Below are 18448 nucleotides of genomic sequence, written 5' to 3'. Positions count from 1 at the left end.
AGCATCATTTTTATATCAGATAAACGGTATAGAAGCAGCCAGTCCGATATAAATAGCAATTTCACTAAGCTGCTGCGTCGCGCCGAGCCCATCGCCCGTGTAACCATCCAAGCGCCTGCGCAATAAACGTCGCATGTAGTCAGTGGCTATCAGCGCCAATATAAATGCTAACAACCATTGAGCAAGCCCAATCTGCTGCATCGTATTGGGAAATATAAGGGCGACTAAAATAATAGCCAATATTAGCCAGCCACTGCTATATAGCCCTTGTATTGGCGTCAACTGCTGCGCCATCGGTTTGGCTTTTGCGTGTTCTATCTCTCCACCATAAGGCAGTAAAGACAGCAGGCTAATGCAAAGTAAACGCGACGCGGTATGTCCTATGATAAGCGCGATGACAGCCATCGGTATGGGCATCGAGGTAAGTAAGCTGATTTTGAGTAATAGCGCCGACACCAAACCTAATACACCATAAGTACCTAGGCGCGAGTCTTTCATAATAGTCAGTGTGCGCTCGCGAGTCAGACCACCGCCGAGACCGTCACAGCTATCCGCAAGACCATCTTCATGAAAAGCGCCAGTGAGCTTAATTCCAAAAGCTGTGCTCAGCACTGCAGCAACTAGCGGCGTAAATAACAGACTGCTAAGCCAAAACACGCCAGCACAGAGTAAGCCCACCAGTAAACCGACTGCGGGGAAATGGCGACTGCTCTGATGCAACCATTGCGGATTATAATGTTTAAATGGCGGTACTGATAATCTCGTTAAAAATTGAATGGCGACCAGTAACAATATCCATTCATGCTTCATAAATTGAGTAAGATTTCGTCTAGGCGAGGATGGCTGATTTGATGGCTGATTTGATGGCTGATTTGATGGCTGATTTGATGGCTGATTTGATGGCTGATTTGATGGTTTGTTTAATGATTGTGACATCAGTTGTTTTGCTCACTGATACCAGCGTCACTAAAGCTTGCCATCTCATTAATAATGGCGCAAGCGGATTGCAACAATGGATACGCGAGCGCAGCCCCGCTACCCTCGCCTAAGCGCATGCCCATATTAAGTAAAGGCTCAGCATTTAGTGATTTCAATAAATGCGCGTGCCCCGGCTCAACAGAATGATGAGCAAAAATCGCGTATTGAGCAACACCGGGCGCTAGGCGTTCAGCCACCAATAATGCGCTACTGGCAATAAAACCGTCAATCAGGAGAATACGCCGTTCACTAGCAGCCTGAATCAGCGCACCCGCCATCATCGCAATCTCAAGCCCGCCCAATGCAGCGAGTACATCAAACGGTGCTTGTGCCTGTTGATGACACTCTAATACTTGCGTCAAAATATCCGTCTTATGCTCTAATCCTGCATCATCAAGCCCTGTACCGCGACCAATACAATCAGCAATAGACAAGTCGCCAAGTCTTGCGAGCAAAAGACTCGCTGCTGAAGTATTACCTATGCCCATTTCACCAACAATCAACAGATTGCCCGCTAGATTCTTGACGACTTTCATGCCGTTTTCTAGCGCTGCTAAACACTCTGTTTCTGTCATCGCAGGCTCTGTTAGCGCGTCTCGGCTACCATGGCGAACTTTATAATCTAGCAATTTTGGATGAGGAGCAAAGTCGGCATCCACCCCAGCGTCAACAACCTTTAACTCAATATTATGCTGGCGTGCCAATACGTTGATGGCGGCACCACCTTGCAAAAAATTATGAACCATTTGCGCAGTGACAGCACTAGGAAAAGCTGATGTACCATGCTTAGTCAAACCATGGTCTGCCGCAAACACTCGTATTTGCGCTTGCTCAATATGCGGTGTGATCGTTCCTTGAATCATGCCCAACTGCACAGCGAGTGCCTCTATTCGCCCAAGCGCGCCCAGCGGCTTGGTTTTTAGGTCTATAATCTGCTGTAGCTGCAGACGTAATTCATCATTTTCTATATTGGCTATAGTAGGCGCAGTAAATATGGTCAAGGTAGGCATCCTGATAATGGTACGTGTGAAGCAAAAAGCACATACTAGCAGAGTATCTAAGCTTTACCATGAATAAAATCAAATATGAGCCGAATAGATTCCCTAGCAGCTTGGATTTACTATAGAATATGCCCCTTTAAAAATCCATATACCTATTGATGCTGCTATTAATGAAATAATAGCTCAGTAGCAGCATCCACAATTATCGCTATCAACCCTACATGTAGAGACAGTAATGATCGTATTTTGGCTTGTGCTGACCATTCTTTTTATTATTTTTGCCACAGCAAAGTTAAAGTGGCATCCTTTTTTAGTATTGATATTATCAGCCTTTTTAGTAGCGCTATTTTACCAAGTGCCGCTTAATACCGTTGCTAAAACCATCTCTGATGGCTTTGGCGGTATTTTAGGTTACATCGGTCTGGTTATTGTCTTCGGTACTATCATAGGGCTAATCCTTGAAAAAACAGGCGCCGCCATTGTAATGGCAGAAACGGTCATCAAAGTTTTGGGACCTCGCTTCCCTACTTTGACCATGTCTATCGTTGGTGCTGTGGTTTCAGTGCCAGTATTCTGTGACTCTGGCTATATTATTTTAAACTCATTAAAAGAAACATTGGCCGAGCGTTTACACGTATCCAGTGTGGCGATGAGCATTGCCTTAGCGACAGGCTTATACGCAACTCATACCTTTGTACCACCAACCCCAGGTCCAATTGCCGCAGCAGGTAACTTAGGACTAGAGTCCAATTTAGGCTTGGTTATTATGGTCGGTGTGGTGGTGACAGCGGTTGCTGTACTGGCTGGCTGGTGGTGGTCCAATCGCTTCTTGAATGTCGCTCCCGACAATATCGACGCACTGGATGCGCCAGCAGCGACTTTGCCTGAAAACATGAAGACACGCGACGACTATAGCAGCATGCCGTCCGCAACAATGGCGTTTTTGCCTATTATTGTCCCTATCGTATTGATTTGCTTATCGTCTGTTGCGAACTTCCCAAGTGCACCATTTGGCAGTGGCACGTTGACAGATATTTTAGTGTTTATCGGCAATCCACTCACGGCATTACTGATTGGTTTATTCTTGTCTTTCTTGCTAATTAACACTGAGCAAAAAACGCAGCAAATTAGCGACAGCATCTCTCAAGGTTTGGTTGTGGCAGCGCCTATCCTATTGATTACTGGCGCAGGTGGTGCATTTGGTGCCATGCTAAAAGTAACACCTATTGGTGACTATTTGGGCACAACGTTATCTGCGTTAGGGCTTGGTATTTTTATGCCATTCATTGTCTCTGCTGCTCTAAAAACGGCACAAGGATCAACCACAGTCGCCTTGGTCACCACCTCTGCGATGGTTGCGCCGCTATTGGATCAAATTGGTCTCGACAGTGAGCTTGGTCGCGTATTTTGTGTGATGGCCATTGGTGCAGGTGCCATGACTATCTCGCACGCCAATGACAGCTTTTTTTGGATTGTCAGTCAGTTTAGTCGTATGAGTGTGGCGCAGGCTTACAAAGCCCATTCTATGGCAACGGGCATTCAAGGCGTGACCAGCATCGTCTTTATCTGGTTATTAACCTTGGTATTTATTTAAAGAGATTCAAAGAGACATTCATGAAAATTTTAATTGCTCCCGACTCATTTAAAGAAAGCTTAGACGCACTGGATGTTTGTCGCGCCATTCAATCTGGCTTCAGTCAAGTGTTTCCAGAGGCTGATTATAAGCTATTGCCGATGGCAGATGGCGGCGAAGGCACGTCTGTGGTACTGTCTTATGTATTGGGTGGACGCTGGAAAGAAGTGGTGGTCAATGATCCACTGATGAGACCGATAACGGCAAAGTATTTATTATTGCCCGACGCTACGGCTGTCATCGAAGTTGCTCAAGCCTGCGGATTACATCTACTGACAAGCGATGAACGCAATCCTGTCATTGCTAGTAGTTACGGTGTCGGCGAGCTGATTGCTGATGCGTTAGAAGAAGAAGCTAAACGTATCGTGATTGGTCTAGGTGGTAGCGCAACCAATGATGCAGGTCTTGGCATGCTAATGGCATTGGGCATCACCTTTCACGATATCAATGACACTCTACTCACTCATGGTGGTGGCGCACTTGCCAGCCTACATAGGCTTGATAATATAAATCTTCATGCAAAGGTATTAGACACAGTATTTGAAGTCGCTTGTGATGTGACCAATCCATTATGTGGTCTTTTGGGTGCGAGCGCAGTATTTGGTCCACAAAAAGGCGCTTGTCCAGAGCAAGTAAAAGCTTTAGATAAAGCACTCAGTCACTTTGCCACCATGTGCGGTCATCACGGTTATGAGGACTGCCAACATGTCGAAGGCGCTGGAGCAGCTGGTGGTCTTGGCTACGCGATGATGACATTCTTTCAAGCTAAGCTAAAATCAGGTTTTGACACAGTTGCTGAGGTGGCTCATTTGTCGCAGCATATTGCAGAGGCTGATCTCGTTATCACTGGCGAAGGTAAGCTCGATGCGCAAACAGCCATGGGTAAAGTGGCAGGTGGTATCAGTCAGCTTGCCAAAGCCAGCCATACGCCAGTCATTGCTATTTGTGGTAGTGTTGACGGACTCAAACCTGCGCAAACCAGCCAGTTCGAGGTCATCATGCCCAGTATTCAAAAAGTAGATACCATTGAAAACGTACTGAGTCAGGCTTATGAAAATATTGAAACCACGGCTGTAAATATCGCTGCAAGTATCAAACTTGGGCAAAACTTGAAATAACGATAGTCTATTAAATAAGAGACTTCTATTAAATGCACAGCTATTTAACCTTTGATAGCTGTGCATTTATCATTCATTCTCAAAATATCTATAGCCATTTCGTTACTTCATCAATGACAGTATGCATTCTATTAGAGAGTGCATGCTGTCGTCTTACTGCAAGATATAGCGTCTCGCTAACGGCAACAGGCAGATGATGGTTTTTAATAAGCTCAGGCTTTTGATAAGCAGCCACTGCATGTGCAGGTAGCACGGTAAAGCCTATACCCCTACTCACTGGCTCTAAGATTAATCCTATCTGATTCGAAAAGCCTTTTTTCTCAAAATCATTGATGTGCTGGAATCCAGGATAATTAGCGCTTAGCAGCATACCTGCATGATGTGCACCATCTGGATGATCAATAAAACCAAGCTCGGTGAGATGCTCCCAGCTCGGCTCCACCGTAGTTGCAGGTGTTACTAATATTAGCGCTTCTTGAGCCATAGACTTACAACTGACTGTCTCCTCATCTGAGACATCCGTCATAAAACCAATGTCAATCTCATGATTGGCAAGCGCCTTCTCTATATCAGAATTTGGAGCAAAGCGATAATCAATCACTAGCTTTGGATGCTGCTGTTGTAAGGTCAAAAGCTGCGGATATAGCTTGAGTCCCACACTACCAGGCGACATCAAACGTACCAACCCTTCATAATGAGGATCTTCACCGATGCGCTGCTCCAGATTTGATAAGCGCTGCAATATCTCCCCTGCTTCTTTATAGAGCTGTTCACCTGCATTGGTCAGTGAAAACTGCTTTCCTTGACGAATCAGTAAGTCTGTGTCCAACTGATCTTCTAGCTTACGTATATGCTGACTCACGCCAGATTGGGTCATGTGTAAGCGTTCAGCCGTACGAGTAAAGTGCCCGAACTCGGCAAGCGCACAAAAAGTGCGCAACCATGTGATATTTATCATTACGATACATAATTATTTATATAATATTTGATAATTTTACATAATAATCGTATGTTTGTATACTGGCCTCACGTTAAATAAGAGTACAACTAACAGGAGCAAAAGCTATGAACAACGTTTATCCAAGGAGTTTTTCGCACATCGGCCTGTCAGTCCCTGACTTAGAAGCCGCCGTAAAATTTTATACTGAAGTAATGGGTTGGTACACCATCATGGAGCCAACAGAGATTGTTGAAGATAATAGCCCGATTGGTGAGATGTGTACTGAAGTATTCGGTTCAGGTTGGGGCAGTTTCCGTATTGCTCACCTATCTACTGGTGACCGTATCGGTGTTGAAATTTTTGAATTTAAAAATCAAGAAAACCCTGAAAATAACTTTGAATATTGGAAAACAGGTATCTTTCACTTTTGTGTTCAAGATCCAAATGTTGAAGAGTTGGCTGAGTGCATCGTTGCAGCAGGTGGTAAAAAGCGTATGGAAAAACCACGCTATTATTACCCTGGTGAAAAGCCTTACCGCATGATCTATATGGAAGACCCGTTTGGCAATATCGTCGAGATATACAGCCACAGCTACGAGCTTATTTATAGCGAAGGCGCATACTAAGTTCAGTGTAAATACAGCCTTGGCGTGTATCTGACTGATAAACAAATAGCGACCTCAGAATATGAGATCGCTATTTTTATTTGTCTGCTTTCTACATGGCTTACCTATTATATAAGAGGTAAGCCATGCTACTATTTAGGTAGCTATACATAGCATCTACCAAACGAAACAACCCATTATCAAGGATGATAAATGACAAACTCTGACGTTGCCTTAGCCATGGACGACTTTCTCGTTATTAGAAAAGATGATAGAAAAAGTGGCGTGGTCACTCTCACCTTAAACCGACCAAAGCAATTCAATGTCTTATCCGTTGAGCTACTCTCTGCGCTACAAGCGGAACTGGACAGTATCGCTCAAGATGACAATATCCGTGTAGTCGTCATTGCAGCAAATGGTAAAGCGTTTTGTGCCGGTCACAATCTAAAAGAGATGCGCGCACATTCATATGAAGCCTTTCAGCGCGCCCTATTCCAACAATGCAGTCACATGATGCTCACTATTAATCGTATGCCGCAAGTCGTGATTGCAAAAGTGCAAGGCATCGCGACAGCAGCAGGGTGCCAACTGGTTGCCGCCTGTGATTTAGCCGTTGCCTCTAATGAAGCCAAATTTGCCACTTCAGGGATAAACGTTGGGCTTTTTTGCTCCACACCTGCTGTAGCCGTCAGTCGCAATCTACCTCGTAAGCAAGCGTTTGAGATGCTGATTACTGGTGAGTTTATCGATGCACATACCGCCTTGCAATATGGATTGATTAATCGAGTAGCGCCAGCGGGACAATTAGAGCAAGTCTTGCAGTCTTTAATCACAGCTATCACCGCCAAATCTCCAGTAGCGGTAAGAACTGGCAAAGATATGTTTTATAAGCAATTGAATATGAGCGTCGAAGATGCTTATGACTATGCCAGTGAAGTGATGACTTGTAATATGATGGCAGACGACGTGAGTGAAGGTATTGACGCCTTTGTTGAAAAGCGCCAAGCCGTATGGAAAGGATGCTAACGGTTTGACAAAAACACTCTGACTAAAGAAAGATGACGTTGCTATTATTATGAAGCCATTAAAGCGCCCACAATCATAAATGCAACGGCTATGAGTGATCTCAAAAATGGTGAACTGCACTCTGCCCAGCGAGTGATAATAAAGTATAAATTGGCAAATGGAAGAAATAGATATAACAGCCCCCACAGTACCGACTCTTGGAAGGCTATAATAATTAACTTAATACTATAAATAATGCACATGATGCTTGCGATGACAAGTAAAATAACACCTATGAACTCCACGTGAATTTCCTCAAAAACTTTAATAAAAGGCAAACTTATAATTAGCTAAAAAAGAGAGTCATAATATTGCTGCTATCAGTGCTAAAGCACTTTACAAGTTCTCAATATATATGAATTATCTCAGGACTGTTGCTGGCGTATAATAACAGGTAACGTGAAAAATACATAATATTATAAAACATAAGTTGAATAAATATGACTTAATCTGCTTTGATCGTTTATAAAAACATATTCACAACCAAACCATAAGATGACAAGAAAGGCCATGATATCGCTATCATGGCCTTTTTTAAACAACTACTACAATCAATCTGTTACTTACTCAGCGGCGATGGCAATCATCTCAACCAACAGCTCAGGACGTGCCAATGCAGACTCGCCACAAGCACGAGCTGGCGGCTGAATGCCTTCAAACCACTGGTCATAGACTTCATTCATAGCAGCAAAGTCTGCCATATCTTTTATCCAAACCGTTACTGATAGTAGCTTTGATTTATCGCTACCCACTTCTTCTAACAACGTTTGAATTTTTTCCAAACAAGTCAATGTTTGCGCTTTGATATCGTCTTCTGCATTACCTACCTGACCACACAAATAGATAGTCTGGTTATGGATTACAGTTTTGCTCATACGTTGATTGCTATGCAGCTTCTTAATCATGTTATATACCTTCAATTTATTAATTTAAGTCTGTGCTAAATCTGTCAAATGCGCTGTTAATTAGAAAAACGCTGAGCACTGAATGGCGCAACATCTACTAATAATGGCTTGTCATGAATCATCTCTTCAACCAGACGCCCTGTCATAGGCCCTAAAGTAAAGCCTTGATGACTGTGACCAAAGGCAAACCATAGTTTTTCATGCTTGTCTGCAGGACCAATAACTGGCTTCATATCAGGCATACAAGGACGTGATCCTGCCCATGCTTCAGACTCTACCGCGTCTTCTAACGGTAAGATTTTTCTTGCCAGCTTCAGAACCGTTTTTAATTGACCAAAGTTCTTTGGTGCATCCATGGTAGTCATCTCAGCACCGGTCGTGATACGGATACCCTGCTGCATTGGCCCCATCACAAAGCCTTTGTCCATATCGAACATACTGTGATTGATGGTGTTTTTTTCTGTCACTTTGAAATGCTGATGATAGCCACGCATTGGGAACAATGGCAGATTATAGCCAAGTGGCTTGATCAAATCATTAGACCATGGACCTGCTGCGATAACCAACTTATCACTATAATAAGTGTCATTATCAGTAATGATTTTCCAACCTTCACCGTCTTGTACGATTTCTTTTACATCGCTCTCTTTAATTGTACCGCCCATCTCTTGGAAATTTTTCGCATAGGCTTTTACTAGCGAACTTGGGTTTGACACTTGCCAAGAATTTTTCCAATGAATCGCACCAACGAAACCTTCAAAATTAGCGCTAGGCTCCATGGCTTTTAGCGCTTCAAGGTTTAGTACATTATGCTCAACGCCTTGATTGCGCGCATCAATGGCTGATGCTTGTGCTTCTTTAAACGTTTCTTCCGAGCGATGCAATTGCAACCAGCCGTCACGAGTGATTAGTTCGTCAGCACCAGATGCTGAAATCATTGTCTGATGCTCACTGGTACAATGCGCGATCAGTGTCTGCCATTCTGATTCTATTTTTTTGACCGAAGCGGGCGTAGAGTATTTCCAGTACTGTAGCAGCGCTTGATGGTAACGCAAAATTGCTGGAATACGATAGCGAATATCAGTGCCTTGGTTCGGCAATACTCTGATCATTTCAGTCAGTTGACGAGGAAAAGGATGGGTATGAATGGCTTCGCGCTGAATCAATCCTGCATTGCCATACGAGGTCTCTGACCCTGGCAACTTCTTGTCTAACATCAGTACTTTTGAATTATTTTTTTGTAAATGCCACGCGACTGACGTGCCAACCATACCTGCACCGATAACGATCACTTCATAGCGCATAACCTATCCTTTTCTTATGGTGTTAATACAGAGTATCTAATATGAGGGTCTAACGGAATAAGGTGGTAATAGTAACGCATTGAGCTGAATATTAAACCCCAATCTCATAAATATTTTTGCTATTAAATACTTTTGGTTATGGGGTTTTTGAAAAGGTATTTTTGATAGGAATAATGAGAGTTTGGGTGATAAAATAGTAATGATTAGCCATCATTTTTAAAAATACTAGATGCGACTTAGTGCTATCAATTTCTGTGCTATAGTTTGGTATTTTTTTTAATTTATAAATGATCAGCCGCCTAAGCATTTTAATTATAAAGTCTGATAAACAGTATTTATGATGTGCCAGCAAGGTCAGGGCTAATATTTTGATGATTTGGAAGGTTTAACAAATGAGTATTTACGCACAAAGACTGGCCTCTCAAATTGAGTTCATCAAGCAGTGTGCTTTGATGAAAAAAGCGCCTACTCAAGATTTTGCTAAACACAGTGATTTCACTTGTACCGAGGAGCAATTATTAGGCTTGCCGGGTATCAATCTTAACATCACCGACGATACCTCAGAGGACGTTTGGCTCCGTTTAGAGCGATTGCGTGAAAACTCAGCACCTAAACCCAACAGCGCACTGTTAGCACATTGGTTAAAGTTTCCAGCCAAATTTAGCGAACCACCGTCACTAAAAGAAAAAGCATCTGTGCAATCATTCATAGATGATGGTCTTTTGTCCTCGGGCGCTACAGAGGTATTCACTCCGTTTGAAGTTGAAAATAATCATAAAAATGAATCGTTAGATTCAGACGAGACATTAAAGACAGAAGTTTATTTAAAAGATTTCTCTGAAAGAGAAGCTTTACAAGAGGAATATAACAATTACCTCAAAGATATTTGGAAACCTTGGCTAGCAGAAGAAAAGCTCGTTCGCCAAAGCATTGCTTTGTATTCTAGTCTATTCATGCTTAACCAACAGCTTCAGGGCAATCTCGCTGATGCACAGTTAGAGTTGGTGTGGGGTGTGGGTATTGCCACACGAAAAAGCACGGACGATGAGCAGAGTAGCAAGCAGATAAAGTATCCACTATTGACGCAATCTGTTGAAATCACCTTAGATCAAAAGACAATGGCATTACTCATCAAGCCTACCCTATCTGCTCCCACGCTTGAAACGGAGCCTTTTTCTATAGAAGAAAATCAGGGTTTAGCGAAGTTATTAAAGAACAGCAAAGATTTTTATGATTCAGAAGATGTGTCCTTAAGTCCTTTTTTACCGAGTAGCTATGAGCCTATCTTAAAATCAGCGGTTACTTTGCTTGACTCCTCTGGCGTTTATCAACCAGATCATACTAGTGCAGATGATCGAAAAATCCCTAAAGCGCAAAACAACCTGATTGTTACTGACACATGGGTCATTATGGCGCGTCCTAGAAGTAACAATATCTTTTTGCAAGACTTAAACAACTTATCCATTCAGCTAGAATCGGTCACTGACATTGATTTACCGAGCGCCCTTAAGGCAATGCTGACAGAGCCTGCTACAGAAAACAAAGAAAATATACTGCCTGCTTATCGTGGTTTGTCTATGGTGAGTGGCAGTGATAGCTATATCGGCACGCCAGCCGAGCTATATTTCCCCAAAGCGTTCAACGATGAACAAGTACAAATCATACAGCAGTTAGATGTCCACGATGGAGTCGTCGTTCAAGGCCCGCCCGGCACAGGTAAGACCCATACTATTGCTAATGTCATTTGTCATTACTTAGCACTTGGCAAGCGGGTACTGGTCACATCGATGAAAGACCCCGCGCTAAAGGTACTACAAGGACAACTGCCTGAATCTATTCGCCCGCTCGCCGTTAGCCTACTGACCAGTGAAAACGAGGGTCTAAAGCAGTTTGAACATACCATCAAAAAAATATCGAGCGAAGTATCTAGTATCAATCGCGAGGCCTACAAAAAAGACATCCTCATGTTTGACAATCAAATTGATACCATCCATGCACAGTTGGCCAGCACTGATCATAAAATTACGGCTTGGGCACGGTTGAACCTTGATGATATCACTATCGATAATGAAACTATCAAGCCCATAGATGCCGCGACTGAGGTTGCTCAAAACAGACAGCTTACCGAAAGCTTTCCCGATAAGTTGGGTATCGAAGAGACCTTTAAACCTCGATTTACTCATGCTGATATCACAGCCCTAAAAGACGCAAGAGTAAGCCTCGGCAGTGATTTGAGTTATCTTAATAAAAAAATTCCTGCCGTTGCAGACATGCCTCCTACCAACGCTATCAAGCAACTTCATAAGGATTTAAGCTATCTCAATGAGTCACAAGCAGCTGAGCAGCAAGGAGAATTGGCAAGCTTAATCAATGACAGTGCTAGTACAATAAATATTGCTCAGGAAATCACTGCTAATACATCTCGTCTAACTGACCTACTACAAAAAATTGTCGCGGCTGGGCAGCGCTGGACGACGGATATTCAACAGCATTTAGCTAATGAGACTAAGCAAGACATTATCGGCCATCTCACTATACTGAACGATGAGATCAAAGTGCTTTTTGATGAGAGAACTATTTATTTAACCAAACCTATTACAATGGCTGATGATTTTGATAAAAATCCAGAGCTCGTTGACGCGGTGAAGAATTTATCTGAAGGCAAAAAGTCATTTGGTCTCGCTGGGATTTTTGGCAAATCTGCTGAAAAGAAAAACCTTGAGTCTATTACGATAGTCTCGTCAGCACCATCAAGTACGGCAGACTGGCAGTATATATCCAGCTTTATAGCATTTAGAAAAAAATCTCAAGCGCTTATCCTTCGCTGGAACGCTTTATCAAATGAGCTGTCCTTACCGATATTTGAGGTATCGCCCAATAATCTGTCTGCGTTACATTCAGCCGTTCATCTATACGATGAAATCGTTGCTAGTCACAACTTGCAGCACAGTATCAAGCAGGCGTTAAGCACTATATTCGTAGATTGGAGTGTTATTTCTGCAGCACCTTATGACAAAGATACTTTGATTGAAATTGAGAGTGTTCTTAAACAACATTTAAAGAGACATAATCTGGCTGAAAGTCTCACGTTAAAAGAAACCTTACTTACTAATCTTGCCGACTGCAAAGGGTCAATTAGTGAAAAAATGATGGCCTTTGTCACTCAAAATATTGGTGATCCGAGTTTATCTGACGATGAATTACAAACAGACTATCAAGAACTGTTAAATGAGCTGCAACGCGTGAATAATCTTGCAACAGACTTACAGACAATCGCTGACGTTACCCAACTCATTGAAGATAACGGCGCCCCACTTTGGGCGAAGAAATTGCGTTATGAACCTCATAATAATTCTCAAGACACCTTGGCATCAGATAACTGGCAGCAGATTTGGCGAATTGCTAGATTGACCAGCTTTATAGACAGCATCGATGGTCGCAAGGAGTTGGTTCAACTGGCCAAAACTCGTGGCAATTTAGAAGTAAATCTGGCAAGACTCTATCAAGAAGCCATCACCAAAAGAGCTTGGTTAAAAGTCGCAGAAAATGCAACGCCAAACGTGAGAGCGTCTTTAGAAAAATACCGCTCTGCCATTATGCGTATTGGTAAAGGAACGGGCAAAGGTGCGCACTATTATCGCCGTGAAGCGCGCGAAGCCTCTGCAGGAGCAAGTGCTGCTATTCCGTGTTGGATTATGCCGCATTATCGCATTTCTGAATCCTTGCCAGCAGAGTTCGGCAGTTTTGACTTGGTTATCATCGATGAAGCCTCTCAATCTGATTTAACGGCATTGCCAGCCATCATGAGAGCCAAAAAAGTGTTAATCGTTGGTGACGATAAGCAAGTGTCACCAGAAGGCGTCGGTCTCGATATCGAAAAAATTCGCAATCTGATGGCACAGTATTTGAGCAATCAAGTCCCTGTCTATCGCTCACAGATGTCGCCTGATCGTTCAATCTATGATTTATTCAAAGTCGTTTTTGCAGATAGCAGTGTGATGCTAAAAGAACATTTTCGTAGTGTGGCACCTATTATTGAGTTCTCAAAACGTGAGTTTTACAACCATGAGCTGATACCTTTGCGTAAAGCAAAACCCTCAGAGCGCTTAGACCCTCCATTGATTGATATTTATGTCACCGATGGCTATCGGATTAAAGGCTCTGATATTAACCCATCAGAAGTCAGATTTATTATCGATGAAATCAAAACCCTCGTTTCTGATCCAGCTTATAAAGGTAAAACCATCGGTGTTGTCTCATTGCTAGGCAATAAGCAAGCACATAATATTATGGAGATACTCAACAAAGAACTAGATGAGGCGGTAATGACTGCTTTTGATATCGCTTGCGGTGATGCCAGAACCTTTCAAGGTAAAGAGCGCGATATCATGTTTTTGTCATTGGTAGTGGCACCTGGAGCTGCCCATGCACAAACGAGAGATACTTTCGCTCAGCGTATGAATGTCGCGGCCTCAAGAGCGCGCGATAGAATGTATTTAGTACGTAGTATTGAGCTAGATGAGCTTAGCCAAGCTGACCATTATCGCGCTGAACTCATCAAACATTTTCAAGCGCCATTTATGCAAAATGAAGAGCAAGTAGCTGACTTGCGTGATAAATGTGAGTCACCCTTTGAAACGGAAGTCTTTGATCTTCTGGTGGAGAGAGGCTATCGAGTGGTTCCACAGGTTAAAGCAGGTGCATACCGAATCGATATGGTTGTCGAAGGTGAAAACGACAACAGCCTAGCCATTGAATGTGATGGCGATAGATATCATGGGCCTGACAAATGGGACAGCGATATGCAACGTCAGCGTATTTTGGAGCGTGCTGGCTGGAAATTCTGGCGCTGCTTTGCCTCTACTTTTGTCACTCGTAAAAAAGAAGTCATCCAAGATTTATTAGCAGAGTTGGAACGTTTAGAGATTTATCCAATCACTACCGACACGGCATATAGCAGCTCGTATGTTGAATCTAGAATCGTCACGACTGTTGATGCACCACAGATCGATATTGAAACGGAGACTGATGCTTAAATATATAAGAGTCAGTCAATACCAGTGCGGTGGTAATATACTCACAATATCACCACCACACTGGATCATCATTTTCCAGACTAGGATGTTTAGCTATATCTACAGTCACTTCATCAGCAGACAGCTCAGCGATAAACCGCGATGGCTTGTCAAAATACCCTGAATAACTGGCAAAGTAATCAGGTGCCGTTAGATACAGTCTGCTCTTGGCGCGACTACAAGCAACGTAGAATAATTTTCGTTCTTCTTCTAGCTCCTCAAAATCATCCAAAGAGCGATAGTGCGGCGTGATACCATCGACCAATGAGTTAACAAACACCACTGGCCACTCCAGCCCTTTGGCACTGTGAATGGTCGAAATAGTCACTTTATCTGTGTCATTATCCTCTGGTTTATCCATGGCTGCGACCGAATCATTAGGCGGATCGAGTGCCAAATTTTCTAAGAAGTTATCAAGGCTACTGTGTTCTATTGCCAAATTTTTGAGCACACGAAAGTCCTCGTTGCGCTCTCGCCAATTTTCCTCAATTGTTTTTAAGACAGGAATATAGAACTCTAAAATATGCTCAATGACCCTCTCGACGGATTCAGCCTGATTTGCCTTAGTCAGCGTATTATATAAAGGCTCAAGCTGTGCGCTTTTTTTAGCAAACTTTGGCGTGAGTAGTGGCTCAAAGGAGTTGTTATCGGCATTAATCGCTTGGGTCAAACGCGTCGCGGTGACTGTCCCCACGCCTTGAAACAAGGTCAAAATACGGTGCCAAGCAATCGTATCATTCGGGTTGTAGAGGACTTTAACAAAGGCCAAAACGTCTTTGATATGTCGCCTTTCAATAAATTTGATACCGCCCACCACAATGAATGGAATATGACGCTCCATAAACTCTAATTGGACATAGTTAGATTGAAAGGATGTGCGACACAGTACCGCAAAATCATCGTAGTCATGATTCGATTTTAGCTCAATGATTTTATCGGCGATATATTTTGCTTCTTTTGTCTCATTGCTTAGGCGACTAAACACTGGCTTATGTCCACTTATCGATACGCCAGAGTACAATTTTTTTTGATAGCCTAGTGTGATTTGCGCTGACAGAGCATTGATATAATCCAAAACAGCAGGCGTACTGCGATAGTTTTGCTCGAGCTTAATCAGCTTGGCATCGGGATAGGTCTCACCGAATAACAGAATATTTTCGTAATTGGCACCGCGAAAAGCATAAATACTCTGGTTGTCATCACCAACGACCATCAGCGATACCGACTCAGGTTTACTAATCAAATCTATCAGCTGCTTTTGCGGAATATTGGTGTCTTGATACTCATCAACCATAATGTAGCGATATTGGTTTTGTAATATTTGGCGAAAGGTATCATTCGTCTTCAAATGACGCACGACCTGACTGATAATATCGTCAAAGTCGTAGAGATGATTGGCACGCTTATACTCATGAAAATCGACTGCCAATTGCTCGATAATCGGAATGTGCACAGCGATATCAGGATAACTGCTTTCGATTAAATCGCGGATATGAATGCGTCTATTCCGAGAGCTAGAAATGATATTTTGCAGTGTCTTCTTACGCGGAAAGGCTTGGCTTTTGGTTTGAGCAGGATACTTCTTTTCTTTATGAATTAAGTCGATGGCATCTTCGCTATCGCCCGTGTCTAAAATCGTAAATCGCGGATTAATGCCCAATAAACCTGAATATTGACGCAGCAGCATATTGCAGAATGAGTGAAAAGTACCACTGGTGATATCGTTGAGCCGCTTATCGGTTGGCAGTTTATCCTTGGCCCAATCTTCATTAGACTGTTTATCAAATAAGGTGTTTGCAAGTAAGGTTTTGGCGCGGCTTTTTATTTCATTGGCGGCTTTACGCGTAAAGGTCAGTAGCAAGATGCTTTTGGGCGTGACCCCGCTCTCTAACAAATAACTGGTCCGGTACGTAAGCGTTTTAGTCTTGCCGGAGCCCGCACCTGCAATCACTAGCACTTTGCCTTCGATAGTTGTGGCTGCTAATAATTGGTCAGGATTTAGTTCACGGGCGTAGTCTACTTTGAATCCTAATTCACCATTCAGCCTTTCATTTAACAGCTCAATATTTGCAGCATTATTAGCATCGATTAAATTTGCCTCTAGCTTTTTAATCGCCTGCTCAAGTCGTGCCAGCTTGGGCTTGATTTCCATGAAATTCTGGGGATAATTGTAGTGGCGCGTGTCAAAAATCGTGTTGGTCATTATAGGATTTTGCCTTTCATTTTATTTTAGCGGCCTATATCGATATGGCGTATTTATACATAGTGGTTTGCAGATTTGACTGAGAGCGCTTGGTGCTCATAATGAGGATTGCTCGTACAGTGTACCGAGTCACAGATGCTTACCTTTTATACGCCGACAAGCCAAAATATCGTTTTATAGCACAGCTTACCATAATCGATAAAACAGCAAAATTACCAGTCATGACCAAACGCAAAATCTCAGTATACAATACAACAACCTCACCCCTATTCCGGTAAATTTGCTACAATATGCCCAATTTTGATTTATCATTTAACCAATCTTTATACCAACTGATTTTATTACTATATTGAGAGAATGTTATGGGTTTTAATTGCGGCATCGTCGGCCTACCAAACGTGGGTAAATCCACCTTGTTTAATGCGTTGACCAAAGCGGGAATCGCCGCTGAAAACTTTCCATTTTGTACCAAAGATCCCAACACAGGTATCGTACCAGTACCTGACCCACGCCTAAAGAAACTGGCTGATATCGTTAAGCCTGAGCGCGTATTGCCAACGACGATGGAGTTTGTGGATATCGCAGGTCTAGTCGCTGGCGCGTCAAAAGGCGAAGGCATGGGCAACCAGTTCCTAGCCAATATCCGTGAGACTGATGCGATTGCGCACGTCGTACGCTGTTTTGATGATGACAACGTCGTCCACGTTGATGGTCGCGTCAGCCCGATTGATGATATCGAAACCATCAATACCGAATTGGCATTGGCAGATTTAGAGGCCGTTGAGCGTGCCATTCACAACCAAACCAAGAAGGCTAAAGGTGGCGACAAAGACGCGCAAGCATTACTTGATATCTTCAAAAAAGTTGAGCCTTTATTAGCCGAAGGTAAAGCGGCACGCGCAGCGAACCTAGATGCTGATGAGAAAAAACTTATCAGAAGTTATGGTTTAATCACCCTAAAACCAACCATGTATATCGCCAACGTCAGTGAAGATGGCTTTGAAAACAACCCTTACCTTGATGCGGTACGCAACTATGCGACTGGCGAAGATTCTATCGTTATCGCTCTATGCAACCAAATCGAATCTGAAATCGCTCAGCTTGATGAAGACGACAAAAAAGACTTCCTAGCTGAGATGGATATGGAAGAAGCTGGTCTTGATCAAGTGATTCGCGGTGGTTATGACTTGCTAGATATGCAGACTTACTTTACTGCTGGTGTTAAAGAAGTGCGTGCTTGGACGGTTGCAGTGGGCGCAACGGCTCCGCAAGCTGCTGGCGTGATTCATACCGATTTTGAGCGCGGCTTCATTCGTGCTGAGGTCATTGCGTATGACGACTTTATCGAATACAACGGTGAAAAAGGCGCAGCTGCCGCTGGCAAATCACGCTTAGAAGGCAAAACCTATATCGTACAAGATGGCGATATCATGCACTTTAGATTTAACGTGTAACGTTAAGCGGTGCATCCTGACTGATAGTTAATAAGCCGATGTTGGAAATTCTCCATCATCGGCTTTATTTTATCTTAACATTGTTATATTATAACATATCTTTATTTTACTATTTGAGGACTTATACTGTGACTGACTATTTCTCTTTTTCTAGATTTGCCAGTGTT

Annotated in this window: 12 protein-coding genes; 6 read left to right on the top strand and 6 right to left on the bottom strand. The window is 43.0% G+C overall.

The genetic code is table 11. The features are described 5' to 3' along the window. Positions 1-15: 15 nt before the first annotated feature. Together JMX95_RS00505 and cobT are read right to left on the bottom strand one after the other, a co-directional pair. Entirely contained in the window at positions 16-936 is a 921-nt protein-coding gene (locus JMX95_RS00505; RefSeq protein WP_201559770.1) for an adenosylcobinamide-GDP ribazoletransferase, read from the bottom strand. Then, positions 936-1988 carry a nicotinate-nucleotide--dimethylbenzimidazole phosphoribosyltransferase gene (gene cobT, locus JMX95_RS00500; RefSeq protein ID WP_227675914.1) on the bottom strand — a complete coding sequence of 351 codons (1053 nt, stop codon included), beginning with the start codon at positions 1986-1988 and terminating at the stop codon, positions 936-938. The genes JMX95_RS00505 and cobT overlap by 1 nt, the downstream gene beginning before the upstream one ends. A gap of 226 nt (positions 1989-2214) precedes the next feature. On the opposite strand from cobT, the gene JMX95_RS00495 reads away from it, so the two are divergent. After that, positions 2215-3573 carry a GntP family permease gene (locus JMX95_RS00495; protein ID WP_201559768.1) on the top strand — a complete coding sequence of 453 codons (1359 nt, stop codon included), beginning with the start codon at positions 2215-2217 and terminating at the stop codon, positions 3571-3573. Positions 3574-3593: 20 nt separating this feature from the next. Then, positions 3594-4730: a glycerate kinase gene (locus JMX95_RS00490; RefSeq protein ID WP_201559767.1), complete on the top strand. Its 1137-nt coding sequence runs from the start codon at positions 3594-3596 to the stop codon at positions 4728-4730. A gap of 88 nt (positions 4731-4818) precedes the next feature. Here the strand turns inward: JMX95_RS00490 and JMX95_RS00485 are convergent, their stop codons facing one another. Continuing rightward, positions 4819-5688 carry a LysR family transcriptional regulator gene (locus JMX95_RS00485; RefSeq protein ID WP_201559766.1) on the bottom strand — a complete coding sequence of 290 codons (870 nt, stop codon included), beginning with the start codon at positions 5686-5688 and terminating at the stop codon, positions 4819-4821. A gap of 107 nt (positions 5689-5795) precedes the next feature. Between JMX95_RS00485 and JMX95_RS00480 the strand changes: the two genes are divergently transcribed. Together JMX95_RS00480 and JMX95_RS00475 are read left to right on the top strand one after the other, a co-directional pair. Then, a complete protein-coding gene (locus JMX95_RS00480) occupies positions 5796-6296 on the top strand; it encodes a lactoylglutathione lyase family protein (RefSeq protein ID WP_201559765.1) in 501 nt (166 codons plus the stop codon). Positions 6297-6488: 192 nt separating this feature from the next. Beyond that, entirely contained in the window at positions 6489-7301 is an 813-nt protein-coding gene (locus tag JMX95_RS00475; RefSeq protein WP_201559764.1) for an enoyl-CoA hydratase, read from the top strand. A gap of 602 nt (positions 7302-7903) precedes the next feature. On the opposite strand, the gene JMX95_RS00470 is transcribed toward JMX95_RS00475, so the two are convergent. Together JMX95_RS00470 and JMX95_RS00465 are read right to left on the bottom strand one after the other, a co-directional pair. Next, entirely contained in the window at positions 7904-8242 is a 339-nt protein-coding gene (locus JMX95_RS00470) for a RidA family protein (RefSeq protein ID WP_055124581.1), read from the bottom strand. 59 nt (positions 8243-8301) lie between these two features. Further along, a complete protein-coding gene (locus JMX95_RS00465; protein ID WP_109590201.1) occupies positions 8302-9549 on the bottom strand; it encodes an NAD(P)/FAD-dependent oxidoreductase in 1248 nt (415 codons plus the stop codon). Positions 9550-9941: 392 nt separating this feature from the next. Between JMX95_RS00465 and JMX95_RS00460 the strand changes: the two genes are divergently transcribed. Further along, complete coding sequence (locus tag JMX95_RS00460) at positions 9942-14585, top strand: AAA domain-containing protein (protein WP_201559763.1); 4644 nt, start codon at positions 9942-9944, stop codon at positions 14583-14585. Positions 14586-14634: 49 nt separating this feature from the next. Here JMX95_RS00460 and JMX95_RS00455 read toward each other — a convergent pair whose 3' ends face one another. Continuing rightward, entirely contained in the window at positions 14635-16827 is a 2193-nt protein-coding gene (locus JMX95_RS00455; protein ID WP_201559762.1) for an ATP-dependent helicase, read from the bottom strand. 362 nt (positions 16828-17189) lie between these two features. On the opposite strand from JMX95_RS00455, the gene ychF reads away from it, so the two are divergent. After that, on the top strand, positions 17190-18281 hold the full coding sequence (gene ychF, locus JMX95_RS00450; protein WP_201501482.1) for a redox-regulated ATPase YchF: 1092 nt from the start codon (positions 17190-17192) through the stop codon (positions 18279-18281). The last annotated feature ends 167 nt before the right edge of the window (positions 18282-18448 follow it).

Origin of the sequence: Psychrobacter sp. NC44, assembly GCF_904846655.1 — a bacterium.
Classification (GTDB): Bacteria; Pseudomonadota; Gammaproteobacteria; order Pseudomonadales; family Moraxellaceae; genus Psychrobacter.
Note: the sequence above shows the minus strand (reverse complement) of the source record. Positions and strands in the feature narration are given on the sequence as shown.

Coding starts and splice junctions, on each gene's coding strand:
- JMX95_RS00480 (WP_201559765.1), top strand. CDS start 5,796: ATGAACAACGTTTATCCAAGGAGTTTTTCGCACATCGGCCTGTCAGTC.
- JMX95_RS00490 (WP_201559767.1), top strand. CDS start 3,594: ATGAAAATTTTAATTGCTCCCGACTCATTTAAAGAAAGCTTAGACGCA.
- JMX95_RS00455 (WP_201559762.1), bottom strand. CDS start 16,827: ATGACCAACACGATTTTTGACACGCGCCACTACAATTATCCCCAGAAT.
- JMX95_RS00505 (WP_201559770.1), bottom strand. CDS start 936: ATGTCACAATCATTAAACAAACCATCAAATCAGCCATCAAATCAGCCA.
- cobT (WP_227675914.1), bottom strand. CDS start 1,988: ATGCCTACCTTGACCATATTTACTGCGCCTACTATAGCCAATATAGAA.
- ychF (WP_201501482.1), top strand. CDS start 17,190: ATGGGTTTTAATTGCGGCATCGTCGGCCTACCAAACGTGGGTAAATCC.
- JMX95_RS00475 (WP_201559764.1), top strand. CDS start 6,489: ATGACAAACTCTGACGTTGCCTTAGCCATGGACGACTTTCTCGTTATT.
- JMX95_RS00465 (WP_109590201.1), bottom strand. CDS start 9,549: ATGCGCTATGAAGTGATCGTTATCGGTGCAGGTATGGTTGGCACGTCA.
- JMX95_RS00460 (WP_201559763.1), top strand. CDS start 9,942: ATGAGTATTTACGCACAAAGACTGGCCTCTCAAATTGAGTTCATCAAG.
- JMX95_RS00485 (WP_201559766.1), bottom strand. CDS start 5,688: ATGATAAATATCACATGGTTGCGCACTTTTTGTGCGCTTGCCGAGTTC.
- JMX95_RS00495 (WP_201559768.1), top strand. CDS start 2,215: ATGATCGTATTTTGGCTTGTGCTGACCATTCTTTTTATTATTTTTGCC.